Origin of the sequence: Albidovulum salinarum, from assembly GCF_025673475.1 — a bacterium.
GTDB classification, from domain to species: domain Bacteria; phylum Pseudomonadota; class Alphaproteobacteria; order Rhodobacterales; family Rhodobacteraceae; genus Albidovulum; species Albidovulum salinarum.
Map to the genome: position 1 here is coordinate 18590 of NZ_JAOVQO010000026.1, position 14133 is coordinate 32722.

At 67.2% G+C, this 14133-nt stretch carries 14 protein-coding genes and 1 pseudogene; 6 read left to right on the top strand and 9 right to left on the bottom strand.

What is annotated here, in order from left to right; genetic code table 11:
* Positions 1-6 precede the first annotated feature (6 nt).
* Both OEZ60_RS20190 and OEZ60_RS20195 read left to right on the top strand, forming a co-directional pair.
* Positions 7-930: a DMT family transporter gene (locus OEZ60_RS20190; RefSeq protein WP_263340256.1), complete on the top strand. Its 924-nt coding sequence runs from the start codon at positions 7-9 to the stop codon at positions 928-930.
* An 11-nt stretch (positions 931-941) separates the two neighbouring features.
* On the top strand, positions 942-1598 hold the full coding sequence (locus OEZ60_RS20195) for a Type II secretory pathway, pullulanase PulA (RefSeq protein WP_263340258.1): 657 nt from the start codon (positions 942-944) through the stop codon (positions 1596-1598).
* Between the two features lie 63 nt (positions 1599-1661).
* On the opposite strand, the gene OEZ60_RS20200 is transcribed toward OEZ60_RS20195, so the two are convergent.
* From OEZ60_RS20200 to OEZ60_RS20240, 9 genes are all read right to left on the bottom strand, one after another.
* On the bottom strand, positions 1662-3863 hold the full coding sequence (locus OEZ60_RS20200; protein WP_263340261.1) for a 3-hydroxyacyl-CoA dehydrogenase NAD-binding domain-containing protein: 2202 nt from the start codon (positions 3861-3863) through the stop codon (positions 1662-1664).
* Positions 3860-4333: a cupin domain-containing protein gene (locus tag OEZ60_RS20205; protein ID WP_263340263.1), complete on the bottom strand. Its 474-nt coding sequence runs from the start codon at positions 4331-4333 to the stop codon at positions 3860-3862. Before OEZ60_RS20205 ends, OEZ60_RS20200 begins: the two co-directional genes overlap by 4 nt.
* Positions 4334-4336: 3 nt before the next feature.
* A complete protein-coding gene (locus tag OEZ60_RS20210) occupies positions 4337-5548 on the bottom strand; it encodes an acetyl-CoA C-acetyltransferase (protein ID WP_263340265.1) in 1212 nt (403 codons plus the stop codon).
* Between the two features lie 12 nt (positions 5549-5560).
* Positions 5561-6199, bottom strand: coding sequence for a glutathione S-transferase family protein (locus OEZ60_RS20215; protein WP_263340268.1), 639 nt, complete (start codon positions 6197-6199; stop codon positions 5561-5563).
* 270 nt (positions 6200-6469) lie between these two features.
* Positions 6470-6682, bottom strand: coding sequence for a hypothetical protein (locus OEZ60_RS20220; protein ID WP_263340270.1), 213 nt, complete (start codon positions 6680-6682; stop codon positions 6470-6472).
* A 71-nt stretch (positions 6683-6753) separates the two neighbouring features.
* On the bottom strand, positions 6754-8529 hold the full coding sequence (locus tag OEZ60_RS20225; RefSeq protein ID WP_263340271.1) for an acyl-CoA dehydrogenase C-terminal domain-containing protein: 1776 nt from the start codon (positions 8527-8529) through the stop codon (positions 6754-6756).
* 21 nt (positions 8530-8550) lie between these two features.
* A complete protein-coding gene (locus tag OEZ60_RS20230) occupies positions 8551-8943 on the bottom strand; it encodes a MerR family transcriptional regulator (protein WP_263340276.1) in 393 nt (130 codons plus the stop codon).
* A gap of 182 nt (positions 8944-9125) precedes the next feature.
* Positions 9126-9497: a MerR family transcriptional regulator gene (locus OEZ60_RS20235; RefSeq protein ID WP_263340278.1), complete on the bottom strand. Its 372-nt coding sequence runs from the start codon at positions 9495-9497 to the stop codon at positions 9126-9128.
* Positions 9498-9563: 66 nt separating this feature from the next.
* Positions 9564-10694: a putative manganese transporter gene (locus OEZ60_RS20240; RefSeq protein WP_263340280.1), complete on the bottom strand. Its 1131-nt coding sequence runs from the start codon at positions 10692-10694 to the stop codon at positions 9564-9566.
* A 120-nt stretch (positions 10695-10814) separates the two neighbouring features.
* Between OEZ60_RS20240 and OEZ60_RS20245 the strand changes: the two genes are divergently transcribed.
* The 4 genes and pseudogenes from OEZ60_RS20245 to OEZ60_RS20260 form a co-directional block, all read left to right on the top strand.
* Positions 10815-11249 (top strand): PaaI family thioesterase, encoded by a 435-nt coding sequence (locus OEZ60_RS20245; protein ID WP_263340283.1) that lies wholly within the window; start codon positions 10815-10817, stop codon positions 11247-11249.
* Positions 11246-11761 (top strand): PaaI family thioesterase, encoded by a 516-nt coding sequence (locus OEZ60_RS20250; protein WP_263340286.1) that lies wholly within the window; start codon positions 11246-11248, stop codon positions 11759-11761. The genes OEZ60_RS20245 and OEZ60_RS20250 overlap by 4 nt, the downstream gene beginning before the upstream one ends.
* The gene (locus OEZ60_RS20255) at positions 11754-13058 is read left to right on the top strand and encodes an MATE family efflux transporter (RefSeq protein WP_263340289.1); all 1305 of its coding nucleotides are present in this window, start codon (positions 11754-11756) and stop codon (positions 13056-13058) included. The genes OEZ60_RS20250 and OEZ60_RS20255 overlap by 8 nt, the downstream gene beginning before the upstream one ends.
* Before the next feature lie 510 nt (positions 13059-13568).
* Positions 13569-14015: pseudogene (locus OEZ60_RS20260) on the top strand (IS5 family transposase); the annotation flags it as partial.
* Positions 14016-14133: the final 118 nt, after the last annotated feature.

Sequence of the window (14133 nt, forward strand, 5' to 3'; positions counted from 1 at the left end):
GAGACCATGGCGACCGCGACGATAATGCCCGAGACCAACCGCACATTGCTCGCCGCGGTCGCGATCCTCGGCTATGCGCTGGCGATCGGGTACACCGACAATTACGTCCAGGTGATCGCGCGCGAGGCCGGGCTCTGGCAGTTCCACGCGACCCGCACCGTGATGGCCTTCGCGATCGTGGCGCTGGTGGCGGTGCCGCTTGGCCTGAGGCTCCGGCCTCGGAAACCGGGGGCGGTCGCCTTGCGCAGCGCGATCCACGGGGTCGCGATGTTCATCTATTTCGGCTGCCTCGCCTTCCTGCCGGTGGCGACGGTGGCGGCGGGGCTCTTCACCGCGCCGATCTTCACGCTCCTGATCTCGCGCTTCGCCTTCGGCATCCCGATCGGCCCGTTCCGGGTCGCCGGCGTCGTGCTCGGCTTCGCCGGGGCGATTCTCGTGCTCGGGCCGGGGCAGGGCGGTGCGATCGGCCTGGCGACGGTGCTGCCGATCGCGGCGGGCGCGCTCTATGCGCTTGGCAATATCGCGACGCGGCAATGGTGCGAGGGCGAGAGTGCCGAGACGCTGCTTCTGGGCTTCTTCGCGATGCTCGGGTTCCTCGGCCTGATCGGCTGCGCGGTGTTGGCGCTCTGGCAGCCCGCGGTGCCGGAGGGCGCGGACGGGTTCATCCTGCGCGGGCTGGTCTGGCCCTCGCCGGATTTCCTCTTCTGGACCTTCGTGCAGGCGGCCGGATCGCTGATCGGCGTCGGGCTGATGATCAAGGCCTACCAGATCGCCGAGGCGAGCCGGGTGGCGATCTTCGAATATGTGATCCTGCCGGCCTCGGCCTTCTGGGCCTTCGTGCTCTGGGGCGATCTCCTCGACCTGCGGGCGGTGGCCGGGATCGGCCTGATCTTCGCGGCGGGCCTTATCATCGCGCTCCGGGGGCGCTAACCTCCGACGCCATGATCCTGTCGCGCGGGCGCCGCTACATCTTCATCCACATCCCGAAGACCGGCGGCACGGCGCTGTCGCTCGCGCTCGAGAACCGGGCGATGAAGGACGACGTGCTCGTGGGCGACACGCCGAAGGCGAAGCGGCGGAGGCGCCGGCTGAAGGGCATCGAGACCGCCGGGCGGCTCTGGAAGCACGCGACGCTCGCCGATATCGAGGGGCTGGCGCGCCCGGAGGAGATCGCCGCGTTCTTCGTCGTCACCCTCGTGAGCAATCCCTGGGACCGGGTCGTGAGCTATTACCACTGGCTGAAGGCCCAGAGCTTCGACCATCCCGCCGTGACGCTCGCGCGACGGCGCGACTTCAGCGGCTTCCTGAACGCTCCCGAAACGCGCGCGGCGCTCGCCGGCCACCCCTATGCGCGCTATGTCACGACCGGGGCGGGCCGCGAACGCTGCGACCTTTTCCTCCGGCTCGAACATCTCGACGAGGACATCCGCCCGTTCGAGGCGCATCTCGGCTTCCGCCTCGCGCCGCTGGCCGTCGCCAATTTGTCGGACCGCGCCTGGGACTGGCGCCGCTACTACAGCGACGCGGATGCCGGAACGGTCGCGGAGGTCTGCGCCGCCGACATCAGCCGCTTCGGCTACGCCTTCGACCCGGCCTGATCGTCTTCATTGCGGAATTACCCCACGGGGGGCCGGGGGTGTGAAACCCCCGGCTTCGCCCCCTCAGGCCGCCTTGGCCTCTGAGCCGAAGTGCCCGTAGAAGCCCTCGCCCTTCGCTGCCAATTCCCGCAGGAGCTTCGGTGCGGCGAACCGTGCGCCATGCGCCGCCTCGAGCCCCTCGCAGATCGCGACCGCCCGTTCCGCCCCGATCATGTCGAGCCAGGAGAACGGCCCGCCAGACCAGGGCGCGAAGCCCCAGCCGAGGATTGCGCCGACATCGCCCTCGCGGATGTCCTCGAGCACGCCTTCCTCCAGCGCCCGGACCGCCTCCAGCACCTGCGCCATCATCAGCCGGTGCTGGACCGCGCTCAGGTCGGGCTGGTCCCCGGACACCGGCCAGTTCTCGGCGAGACCCTCCCAGAGCCCGGTGCGGCCGCCCTTGTCGTCATAGGCATAGAACCCGGCACCCGCCTTGCGGCCCAAGCGCCCCTTGTCGGCCATCGCGAAGAGCACCTCGTCGACGGCGTTGTCGGGGTAGGCCGCGCCCATCGCCGCCTTCGTCGCCTTGGCGATCTTCACGCCAAGGTCGATCGAGGTCTCGTCAACAAGCTGCAAGGGTCCGAGCGGGAAGCCGAGGAGCTTCGCCGCGTTCTCCACCAGCGCCGGCTCCACCCCCTCGGCCACCATGCGGATCCCCTCGTTGATGTAAGGGATGATGCAGCGGTTGGCGTAGAAGAACCGCGCGTCGTTGACGACGATCGGGGTCTTGCGGATCTGGCGCACGAAATCGAGGGCCTTCGCCACCGCGACGTCGCCGGTCTCCTTGCCCTTGATGATCTCCACCAGCATCATCTTGTCGACCGGAGAGAAGAAGTGGATGCCGATGAACTGCTCCGGCCGCTTCGAGGCCTTCGCGAGGTCCGTGATCGGCAGGGTCGAGGTGTTGGTGGCGAAGATCGCGCCTTCGGGGATCACCGCCTCGGCCTTCGCCGTCACCTCGGCCTTCACGCCCATGTCCTCGAACACCGCCTCGACGATGAGGTCGCAGCCGGCAAGCGCGGCATAGTCGGTGGTGGCGGTGATCCGGCCGAGCACCTCTGCCTTCTTCTCCGCCGTGACCTTGCCCCGCTTCATGCCCTTGTCGAGAAGCCCGTCGGAATAGGCCTTGCCCCTGTCGGCGGATTCCTGGCTCGCGTCGATCAGCACCACCTCGATGCCGGCATTGGCCGAGACATAGGCGATGCCCGCGCCCATCATGCCGGCGCCGAGCACGCCGACCTTCGCCACCTTCTGGTCCGCGACGGCGGGCCGGTTCGCGCCCTTCTCCAAGGCCTCCTTGTTGAGGAACAGCGACCGGATCATGGCCGACGACGAGGGGTTCATCAGGATTTGCGTGAACCAGCGCGCCTCGATCTTCAGCGCGGTGTCGAAGGGCACCATCGCGCCCTCGTAGACCGCCGACAGAAGCGCCTTGGCCGCGGGGTAGACGCCTTGCGTCTTGCCGAGCACCATCGCGCTCGCGCCGACGAAGGTCATGAAGCCCGCCGGGTGGTAGGGGGCACCCCCCGGCATCTTCCAGCCCTTCTGGTCCCAGGGCTTGACGATCTCGGCATCGGTCGCCGCGAGCACCCATTCCTTCGCGCGTGCGAGCAGGTCTTCCGGCGCGACGACCTCGTCGATCAGCCCGGAGGCCTTGGCCTTCTTCGGATCGAGCATCTTGCCTTCCAGGAGCACCGGTGCCGCCGCCATCGCGCCGACCATGCGGGAAAAGCGGGTGGTGCCGCCGCCGCCGGGGAAGAGGCCGACGAGGATCTCGGGCAGGCCGATCTTCGCCTTCGGATTGTCCGCCATGATCCGGCGGTGACAGGCGAGCGCCACCTCGGTTCCGATCCCGGCGCATGTGCCGGGGATCGCGCAGACCACGGGCTTGCCGCCCTTCAGGGTCTTGGGATCCATGCCCGCGCGTTCGAGCTTTCGCAGGATATGGTGGCCCGACATGGTGAAGTCGAAAAGCGCCTGCGCGGGGTCGTCGCCCGACTCTTCGCGGATCTTCGCGAGCACGTTAAGGTCCATGCCGCCGGCGAAGTCCTTCTTTCCGGAGGTGACGATGATGCCCCTGACCTTGTCGTCGGAGAGCGCACGGTCGACCATCTCGTCGACCAGCCCGAAGGCCTCGCGGGTCATGACGTTCATCGACTTGCCGGGCACGTCCCAGATGAGGGTGGCGACGCCGTCGGCGTCCACGGAATAGGTGAAGTCGCTCATGTTCTGTCTCCCTGGTAGGGCGTGCCGTCCTTGTGGGTGAAGGTCGCCTTGCCGTCCTTCAACTCCACTTCCAGATCGACATCGGAGTAGGTGGCTTTTTCGGGGTTCATGCGGGAGCCGATCACGAGGAACCGTGCCTCTGCCCCGCTTCTGTTAATGAAATGATGCCCGTTCGGATCGCCGGCCGGGAAGGCCGCGCAGTCGCCCACCCGCATCACCGTCTCGCCCGCGTCCTGCACGAGCGTGCATTCGCCTTCTGTCACCATCACGAACTCGTCCTCGCGGTGGTGCCAGTGGCGCAAAGACGAGAGGGCGCCGGGCGCGAGGATCACCTCGTTCGCGCCGAACTGCGTCAGCCCGCCGGCGTCACCGAGGCGGAGCGAGGAGCGCCCAGCCATCTGGCTGGCATAGGGCTCGGGGTAGATGGAGCCGGTCTTGACCGGAACCGTCGTCTTGTCGATCACCGGCATCGGTCAGACCCGCTCGATGATGGTGGCCGCGCCCATGCCGGAAGCGATGCAGAGCGTGGCAAGCCCGGTGCCTTTGCCTGTGCGTTCGAGTTCGTCGAGGAGCGTTCCGATGATGATCGCGCCGGTGGCGCCGAGGGGGTGGCCCATCGCGATCGAGCCGCCGTTGACGTTGACCTTGCCCGCATCCACGTCGAAGGCCTGCATGAAGCGCAGGACGACCGACGCGAAGGCCTCGTTCACCTCGAAAAGGTCGATGTCGGAGACCTTCATGCCCGAGTCCTTCAGGATCTTTTCCGTCACCGGCACCGGACCCGTGAGCATGATCGTCGGATCGGTGCCGATCTTCGCGGTGGCCCGGATCCGGGCGCGGGGTTTCAGCCCGTGCGCCGCGCCGAATTCCCTGTTGCCGATGAGGAGGGCCGCCGCGCCGTCGACGATGCCGGAGGAGTTGCCGGCGTGGTGGATGTGGTTGATCCGCTCCAGATGGGGATATTTCATCAGAGCGATCTTGTCGAAGCCGGGCATGACCTCGCCCATGTCCCGGAAGCTCGCCTTGAGGGCGCCGAGGGTCTGCATGTCGGTGCCGGGGCGCATGTATTCGTCATGGTCGAGAATGGGCAGGCCGTTCTGGTCGCGGATCGTCACGATGGACTTCGCGAAACGCTTCTCCTCCCAGGCCTTCGCGGCGCGGTTCTGGGATTCCACGGCCAAGGCGTCGGCCTCGTCGCGGGTGAAGCCGTATTCGGTCGCGATAATGTCGGCCGAGATGCCCTGCGGTACGAAATAGGTCTTCATCGCGAGGCTCGGATCGACGGCGATCGCCGCACCGTCCGAGCCCATCGCGACGCGGCCCATCATCTCGACCCCGCCGGCGATGTAAGCCTGGCCGGCGCCGCCCTTCACCTGGTTGGCGGCAAGGTTCACCGCCTCCATGCCGGAGGCGCAGAAGCGGTTGATGGCGAGGCCGGGGATGCGCTCGTCGAGGTCGGAGAGCAGGACGGCCGAGCGGGCGAGGCAGCCGCCCTGTTCGCCGACTTGCGTCACATTGCCCCAGATCACGTCCTCGACCGCGTGACCGTCGAGCCCGTTGCGCTCCTTCACCGCGTTCAGAATCCTCGCCGAGAGCGCGACGGAGGTCACCTCGTGCAGGCTGCCATCGGCGCGGCCCTTGCCGCGGGGGCTGCGGACGGCGTCGTAGATAAAGGCTTCGGTCATCAAGTCCTCCGGTCAGTTCGGCGCCCGGTCGGCGGGATTGCCGGGCATCAGGTCATAGGGGTGTTTCCAGCCGGGCAGGGCGGAGATGTTGCCCAGCCAGCGGTCGATTTCGGGCCAGTCCTTGGCGTCAAAGCCGAAGGGCTCGGGGTAATAGAGGTAGCCGCAGGCCGAGATGTCGGCGATGGTCGGGCACGCGCCGACGATCCAGTCGCGGGACTTCAGATGGGTGTCGAGCGTCGCGTAGGCGTTTTTCAGGCGCGCCTGCAGGAAGTCGATGACCTCCTTCGGGCGCTTCGCCTCGGGCAGGAAATTCATCAGGAACCGGATCGTTCCGGCCTGCGAGGACATCTTGTGATTGTCCCAGAGCACCCAGCGCAGCACTTCTTCGGCCTCGCCTTCGGCGCCGCCGAACCTGCCGGTCCGGGTCACGGCGTGGTACATGATCGCGCCGGATTGGCTGATCACGGTGCCCTCCTCCTCGAAGACCGGCACCTCGCCCATCACGTTGAGCTTGCGGAACTCCGGGCTGCGGGTCGCGCCGTCGAAGAAATCGACGAAGACCGGTTCCCAGTCGTAGCCCGAAAGCTCGAGTGTCAGTGCCGCCTTGTAGGCGTTGCCGCTCTCGCCGAAGCAGTGGAGTTTCGCCGTCATGCCGCGCTCCCTTGGCTGGCGGCGGGAGTGGGGGCTTCGCGCCCCCACACCCCCGCGGAGTATTTCCTCAATGAAGAAGAACGGCTTGTTAACCAGAATCGGGCGACCCTTTCCGTGCGGTACAGGCTGGGGAGCCGATGACCGCCAATGGAGAAGTCGCCCCGGTCTTCCCGAGAAGCACCCGCATCGGTCGGGCCGGCGGGGAAGCCGGGGCGCGCCTGCTGCTTCTTCATTGTCCAAATACCCATTCCACCCTCTCCATCCCGCGCCTCACGCCGTCCGCTCATCAAGCCCGGCCTTGAAGAGCCGCACACGGTGGCCGAGCGTTGCGGGGTCCGTCACGCTGGCGAAATGCTCGAAGACGAAGGTCAGCGCCTCGTCGGTCGTCAGCCCGGTTTCCGCCGCGAAGCGGGTGAGCCTGCGGTAGGCGTCGTTGGTCATCGCGGCGGGGAAGCGGCGGGTCAGGCGCAGGCGTTTCGGCATTCTCGTCTCCGGCGTGGGAGGCGCCCGCCCCCGGCGGGCGCCCGGTCGTGCACGAGGTCTTCCGCGAAAGCTTAGAACGCCTCCGCCGGCAGGCTCATCACAGGTTCGGCACCCGACCGGATCCGCGCGAGGTGGGTCGCGGTCAGCGGCAGCTGGCGCGCCATGTAGTAGCGCCCGGTCGCGAGCTTCGTCTCGTAGAAGGCGCGGTCGGAGGCGCCGTTCGCAAGCGCGGCCTGCGCCGCCTTCGCGGAGCGGGCCCACATCAGGCCGAGGCAGACATGGCCGAAGAGATGCATGAAGTCGTAGGAGCCGGACAGCGCGGCATTGGGGTTCTTCATGCCCTCGGCCATGAAATACATGCCCGCGGCCTGGAGATCCTTGGAGGCGGCCTTCAGGGGTTCGAGGAAGTCGGCGTTCAGCGCCTCGTCGCCCTCGTTCTCCTTGATGAAGCCCTTCACAATCTCGAAGAAGGCCATCACCGGCTTGCCGCCGTCGGCCGCGAGCTTGCGGCCGACGAGATCGAGCGCCTGCACGCCGTTCGCGCCTTCGTAGATCATGGTGATCCGGGCGTCGCGGGCGAACTGCGACATGCCCTGTTCCTCGATATAGCCGTGGCCGCCGAAGATCTGCTGGGCGTTCACCGCGGCCTCGAAGCCCTTGTCGGTCAAAAAGCCCTTGATCACCGGCGTGAGGAGCGAGATCAGCCCCTCGGCTGCCGCGTCGTCGGAGCGGTGGGCGCGGTCGAGAAGCGCTGCGCCCCAGAGGACGAAGGCGCGCGCGCCCTCGAGGAAGCTTTTCTGGTCCATCAGGTTGCGGCGGATGTCGGGATGGACGATCAGCGGGTCGGCCGGACCTGAGGGGTTCTCGGCCCCGGTCACGGCACGGCCTTGGAGCCGCTCCTTGGCATAGGTGACGGCGGCCTGGTAGGCGGGCTCGGCCACCGCGTAGCCCTGGATGCCGACCGCGAGCCGCGCCTCGTTCATCATCGTGAACATCGCGGACATGCCGCGGTGCAGCTCGCCGAGGAGATAGCCCACGGCACCGTCGTAGTTCATCACGCAGGTGGCGTTGCCGTGGATGCCCATCTTCTCCTCGATCTTGCCGACCGAGACGCCGTTGCGCCGCCCGAGCGAGCCGTCCTCGTGCACAAGGAACTTCGGCACGATGAAGAGCGAGATGCCGCGCGTGCCCTCGCCGCCGCCCGGCGCCTTGGCGAGGACGAGATGCACGACGTTCTCGGCCATGTCGTGGTCGCCCGCCGAGATGAAGATCTTCTGGCCGGTGATCCGGTAGCTGCCGTCATCCTGCGGCTCGGCCTTCGTGCGGATCTGGCCGAGATCGGTGCCGCAATGCGGCTCGGTCAGGTTCATAGTGCCGGTCCAGTCGAGGCTGATCATCTTCGGCGCATAGGTCGCCTTCTGCGCCTCGGTCCCGTGGGCGAGGATCGTGCCGACCGCGCCGTGGGTCAGGCCCTGGTACATGTTGAAGGCCATATTGGCGGAGACGAAGATCTCGCCGACGGCCGTGTACATGATCGTTGGCAGGTTCTGCCCGCCATAGGCCTCGGGCAGGTCGAGCCCGTTCCAGCCGCCGGCCTTCATCGCCTCGAACGCCGCCTTGAAGCCCTCGGGCGTGTAGACGACCCCGTTTTCCAGCCGGCAGCCCTCGCGGTCGCCGCTCGCGTTCAGGGGCGCGAGCACGTCGCGGGCGAGCTTGCCCGCCTCTTCGAGGATCGCCGAGGTGAAGTCCGGCTCGAGCTCGCCGTAGCCCGGCACGTCGCTCGACGAGACCTCCAGAACCTCGTTCAGGACGAATTGCATGTCGCGGGTCGGTGCCGTGTAGCTCATGTCGGGTTTCTCTCAGGGTTGTTATTCGGAGGTCTTTGCCTTCTCGGCCATCAGCCGGTCGCCCATATCGATCATCTCGGCGAGCTCGGAGATGAGCGTGTCGAGATCGTCGCGCTGCCGCCGCATCTCGGCGAGCCGCTCGCGGGAGCGGGCGACGACTTCGCGGATCTGGACCTGGTGCTGGTCGTCCATGTCGTAGAGGTCGAGAAGCTGGCGGATGTCCTCGAGGCTGAAGCCGAAACGCTTGCCGCGCAGGATCAGCTTGAGCCGGCCGCGGTCGCGCCGGGTGAAGAGCCGCTTCTGGCCGTCGCGGATCGGGTAGAGAAGCTCCTTCGCCTCGTAGAAGCGAAGCGTCCGCGGGGTCACATCGAAGGTCTCGCACATTTCGCGAATGGTCATCAGTGTATCTGTCATCGGTCGCCGTCCCATGATTGTCGTAGCGTCATGTTACGGGAAATTGGTCAGTTGCCCACACCATACAAGCGAAGCTTACGCGCACGTCACTGTAACGTGGCGTCAGAAAATTCGTGACGTAATGTCGTTAATGATTGACCCAGCGTCAGGGACATTTTCTTAGGCCGCCGAAGGCCGTGAAATCAGCGTTTCAGAGAGTCGGCAGTCCTGTCGCGCAGCTCCCGGAGGTCGGCGATGGTGGCGTCGAGCTCGTCGCGCTGGCGTGAGAGTTCGCCGAGCTGGCGGTCCGCCATGTCGATCCAGACCTGGTACTGTTCCTCGGTGCCCTTCGCGTCGTAGAGCAGGAGCCACTGGCGGATTTCTTCGAGGCTGAAGCCGAAGCGGCGGCCGCGCAGGATCAGCGTCATCCGCGCCACCTCGCGCGGGGTGTAGAAGCGCGACCGGCCGTCCTTCTGCGGCGCCAGAAGCTCGATGTATTCGTAGTAACGCAAGGTGCGGGGCGTGACGTCGAAACGCGCGCACATCTCTTTGAAGCTCAAGAGCTCATCCGGCATGGCGGTCCTCCTCGCGCGAAACCTAGCCGCAGGAGAACCGCCAGACAACTCGGATGAGAGGCCCGGTCAGTTGAGGAAGCCGGGTGCGAAGAAGTAAAGGCCGTAGGCCACGATCAGGGCCGGGATCGTCGAGAAGACGGTGGCCATGATCGCCGCGCGGGGCGCGAGCGCGATCGCCGGGAAGAGCGCGTCGCCGTCGTTCGAGATCGCGTTGGCGAGAAGCGCCGAGAACGGGATCGCACCGTTGACGTAGAGCGTCGCGACAAGAACCTGCGGCCCGCAGCCGGGGATGAAGCCGATGGCGGCGCCGATCAGCGGCAGCACCGGCGCGATCGACTGGAAGAGCGCCTTGAGGTCGAGCCCGGCATAGGCGGCGGCATAGTCGTAGGCGAGATAGGCGATGATCACCCAGACTGAGATGAACGAGGTTTCCTCGGCCATCCGGGTCACCGGGCGGTCGGCCGGGTTGGTCATCGCGGTCACGGGCGAGATGGTCCAGATCGCGAGGCCGGTGAAGACGCCGGCGAGTGCGAAGACCGCGACCGGCACGCCGAGGATCTGGGTGATCTCGATCTGGCCGATCTGCGCGGCGCCGACGATCAGGCCGGGGATTGCGGCGGCGAGATAGGCGTAGTCGCGCAGGCGGGTCTGGCCGATCCGCGGCGCAATCTCGCAGGCCCCGCCCTGCGGGCGGTAGTCGACGGCGACGTAGCGGTCGATGAGCCAGCCGGTGAGGATGCCGGCCGTGAACTGGATCGGCAGGAGCACCAGCGCCGCTTCGGGCCGGGTCGCGATCAGCAGGAACGCCGCGTCGCCCATCGTCGCCGTCAGCGTCGCCACCACCGCACCGAAGGAGACCTTGCCCGAGGCATAGGCCGCCACTACCACGACCGCGCCGCCGCAGCCGGGCGTCGCGCCGAGGAAGGCGGCGATCGGTACCTGCATCGTCTTGGCCTTGCCCATCGCCACGCCCATGTCGAAGCGGAAGAGCTTCTCGAGCCCGTAGAAGAGGAGAAGCGTCGCCGCGACGAAGGCCGAGACCTGGACGAAGGCATCCTGCATCAGTCCGCGCGTGAGCGCTCCGAGTTCGCCCGGCGCCAGCGCAAGCGCGACGAGCGCGGCCACCAGCAGAAGGCGGCGCGGGCGGAACTGACCGAGGCGCGCGAGGCCGATTTCGGGCAGGGCGGTAGTGTTCACGTCCGGGCTGTGCATGGTATCCTGCGATTGCGAATTATTCTCAATTGCGGAAGATAGCACTTGCGACGGATTTGGCAAGCGCCAATAAATCGGCCGGCGGAACTTTGCGGGGACGACGGCATGAATGAGCAGAAGCAGGCGCTTGCGCGGCAGTTCATCGAGGCGATCCCCTATTCGCGCGCGCTCGGCATGGTGCTCGACGAGATCAGCGACGGGGTGGCGGTGATCTCGATGCCCTATGACGCGCGCATCGTCGGCGACCCGGAGACGGGAGTGATCCACGGCGGCGCGGTGTCCGCGCTGATGGACACTTGCGGCGGGGCGGCGGTGATGAGCCATCCGTCCAATCCCGGCGGCACCGCGACGATCGACCTCAGGATCGACTACATGCGGCCGGCAAAGCCCGGCCAGCGCATCACCGCGCGGGCGGAATGCTACAACATCACCCGCACGGTCGCCTTCGTCCGCGCCACCGCCCATGACGAGGACCTGAGCCGCCCGGTCGCCACCGCGACCGGCGCCTTCACCGTAGAACGCGCGGAGGGCAGGGCATGACCCGGCGGCCGAAACCCGAACCCGTGCAGGTCGTGAAGGAACGCCGCGACGCGGCCCTGCGGGCGATCGTGCACGGCGTGCCCTTCATCCAGTTTCTCGGCATCGAGTTCGAGCGGCGCGGCGACGAGTTGACCGCGGTGTTGCCCTTCGGCGAGCGGCTGATCGGCAATCCGCTCTTGCCCGCGCTGCATGGCGGGGCGACGGCGGCTTTCCTCGAGGTCGCCTCGATCATTGAACTTTCGTGGTCGCTGATCTGGGAGGAGATGGAGAGCGGCCGGCTCGATCCCAAGACGCTCGATCCCGGCCATCTGCCGCGGCTGCCGAAGACCATCGACTTCACCGTCGACTACCTGCGCACCGGCCTGCCGCGCGACGCCTATGCGCGGGCGCGGGTGAACCGCTCGGGGCGGCGCTATGCCTCGGTCCATGTCGAGGCCTGGCAGGACAACCGCTCGCGGCTCTTCGCGCAGGCGACCGGGCATTTCCTGATGCCGGGCCGCGGGGATGGATGAGATCACCCACCGGCGGGTCCTGAGGATCGCGCTGCCGATCGTCCTGTCGAACGCGACCGTGCCGCTGCTGGGCGCGGTCGATACCGGGGTGGTCGGCCAGATGGGGGAGGCGGCGCCGATCGGCGCGGTGGGCGTTGGCGCGGTGGTGCTCGCGGCGCTCTACTGGATATTCGGCTTTCTGAGGATGGGCACCTCGGGCCTCGTCGCGCAGGCGCACGGCGCGCAAGACCCCGCCGAGACCGGGGCGATCCTGATGCGGGCGCTCATGATCGGCCTCATGGGCGGGTTCGCCTTCATGGTGCTGCAGGTGCCGCTCTTCCACGCGGCTTTCCTGCTCGCGCCGGCCTCCGAGGAGGTGGAGCGGCTGACGCGCGCCTATCTCGCGATCCGGATCTGGGGAGCGCCGGCGACGATCGCGCTCTATGCGGTCACCGGCTGGCTGATCGCGGTCGAGCGCACGCGCAGCGTGCTGGTGCTGCAGCTCTGGATGAACGGGCTCAACATCGGGCTCGATTTCCTCTTCGTGCTTGGCTTCGGCTGGGGCGTCGAGGGCGTCGCGGTGGCGACGCTGATCGCGGAATGGACCGGGCTCGGGCTCGGGCTCTGGCTCTGCCGGGGGGCGTTCGCGGGCGGGCAGTGGCGCGACTGGGCCCGGGTATTCGACCGGGTGCGGGTGGCGCGGATGATGCAGGTGAACGGCGACATCATGGTGCGGTCGGTCGTGCTGCAGGGGGCCTTCACCACCTTCGTCTTTCTCGGCGCGGGCTTCGGCGACGTGACGCTGGCGGCGAACCAGGTGCTGCTCCAGTTCCTCGAGATCACCGCCTACGGGCTCGACGGCTTCGCCTTCGCCGCCGAGACGCTGGTGGGCCAGGCGGTGGGCGCGCGGCGCGCGTCCCATGTGCGCCGCGCCGCGGTGGTGACGAGCCAGTGGGGAATCGGTGGAGCCCTGGCGCTCGGCGCGGGCTTCTGGCTCGCGGGGCCGTGGCTCATCGACCTGATGACGACGGAACCCGAGGTGCGGCTTGCCGCGCGCTCGTTCCTGCCGTGGATCGCGCTGGCGCCGGTGATCGGCATCGCGAGCTGGATGTTCGACGGCATCTTCATCGGCGCGACGCTGTCGCGCGAGATGCGCAACGCGATGCTGGTCTCGGTCGCGATCTATGGCGTGGCGCTCGCGGTCCTGCCGGGGGCCTTTGGCAATCACGGGCTCTGGGCGGCGCTGATGGTGCTCAACGTCGCGCGGGGGGCGACGATGGCGCTGCGTTACCCGAGGGCCGAGCAGGTGGCGGCCTGAGCGCCGGAGTGACCCAAGACCGGGATTCCTCCAGCCCCGGCTCTGATGGCGTGACCGCTCTCCCTTGTGGGTCATTGCAGGCCCACCTTGGAACACCGATGGTGTCGGGGGGCGGTGTTACTACACTTGGGCACACCTTCCGCCCCGTTATCGCTGTGAAGACCGCCGCGCCGGGGGGTATTCTGGATTCGGAGAGGGGGTGCTTGGCGCCTGCTTGACCGGGTAGTGCCAAGCAGCGGGGAGGCGAAATTCAGGCGCCGGTTTCCCGCGGGCAGGGGTGCCCGGCCTCATCCCCAAGATTCTGATCGGGCACCCCTGTCAGTTTCTCGCAGCGAACCGGGAACTGCGAGAGGTGCCCGCTCACGCGGGCTTGTCGAACGTCAATGGCGTGGTCGATCCTGTGGTCATCACGATGACTTGCAGCCGATAATTCTGATGTAATGGGCGTTGTTGCAGAACTCGGCGCCGGAAGGATTCACGTTGCGAATCCGGCAGTTTAAGACGCTCGGCATGAACAAGCCCGAACCTGCCCGCTACCGCACGACGAACTGGAAGTCCTACAATGAAGCGCTGAGGCGTCGCGGATCATTGCTGATCTGGCTCGACAAGGACATGGTGTGGCTTGCCGCCAGGGCCGGGTGTTCAGGCCGGCCACCGGTATATTCCGATGCCGCGATACAGTTCTGCCTGATGGTGAAGGTGCTGTTCGGCCTACCGCTTCGGCAGACGACGGGGATGGTGTCCAGCATCCTCCAGATGGCCGGGCTGGATTGGCCGGTCCCCGACTTCTCGACCCTGAGCCGCAGGCAGAAGAACATCACCGTCGGTATCTCGAGCCGCCGGTCGCCGGGTCCGCTGAACCTGTTGGTAGACAGCACAGGGATCAAGTTCCTGGGCGATGGCGAATGGCTGGCCCGCAAGCATGGCACCCATCGCAGACGCCAATACCGCAAGATGGGATGGTTGCCGCCCACCCCTGACGGCATCGCAATGTGCCAAGGTCGTGGTGTCGAGGCCACGTAGCGGAGAGGACGGCAAATGAAGGATACGATGATCGGGGTAGATCTGGCAAAGA

What these genes read in the sequence shown, in the direction of transcription:
- OEZ60_RS20190 (WP_263340256.1), top strand. Translation starts at nt 7, where the DNA reads ATGGCGACCGCGACGATAATGCCCGAGACCAACCGCACATTGCTCGCC.
- OEZ60_RS20195 (WP_263340258.1), top strand. Translation starts at nt 942, where the DNA reads ATGATCCTGTCGCGCGGGCGCCGCTACATCTTCATCCACATCCCGAAG.
- OEZ60_RS20200 (WP_263340261.1), bottom strand. Translation starts at nt 3,863, where the DNA reads ATGAGCGACTTCACCTATTCCGTGGACGCCGACGGCGTCGCCACCCTC.
- OEZ60_RS20205 (WP_263340263.1), bottom strand. Translation starts at nt 4,333, where the DNA reads ATGCCGGTGATCGACAAGACGACGGTTCCGGTCAAGACCGGCTCCATC.
- OEZ60_RS20210 (WP_263340265.1), bottom strand. Translation starts at nt 5,548, where the DNA reads ATGACCGAAGCCTTTATCTACGACGCCGTCCGCAGCCCCCGCGGCAAG.
- OEZ60_RS20215 (WP_263340268.1), bottom strand. Translation starts at nt 6,199, where the DNA reads ATGACGGCGAAACTCCACTGCTTCGGCGAGAGCGGCAACGCCTACAAG.
- OEZ60_RS20220 (WP_263340270.1), bottom strand. Translation starts at nt 6,682, where the DNA reads ATGCCGAAACGCCTGCGCCTGACCCGCCGCTTCCCCGCCGCGATGACC.
- OEZ60_RS20225 (WP_263340271.1), bottom strand. Translation starts at nt 8,529, where the DNA reads ATGAGCTACACGGCACCGACCCGCGACATGCAATTCGTCCTGAACGAG.
- OEZ60_RS20230 (WP_263340276.1), bottom strand. Translation starts at nt 8,943, where the DNA reads ATGACAGATACACTGATGACCATTCGCGAAATGTGCGAGACCTTCGAT.
- OEZ60_RS20235 (WP_263340278.1), bottom strand. Translation starts at nt 9,497, where the DNA reads ATGCCGGATGAGCTCTTGAGCTTCAAAGAGATGTGCGCGCGTTTCGAC.
- OEZ60_RS20245 (WP_263340283.1), top strand. Translation starts at nt 10,815, where the DNA reads ATGAATGAGCAGAAGCAGGCGCTTGCGCGGCAGTTCATCGAGGCGATC.
- OEZ60_RS20250 (WP_263340286.1), top strand. Translation starts at nt 11,246, where the DNA reads ATGACCCGGCGGCCGAAACCCGAACCCGTGCAGGTCGTGAAGGAACGC.
- OEZ60_RS20255 (WP_263340289.1), top strand. Translation starts at nt 11,754, where the DNA reads ATGGATGAGATCACCCACCGGCGGGTCCTGAGGATCGCGCTGCCGATC.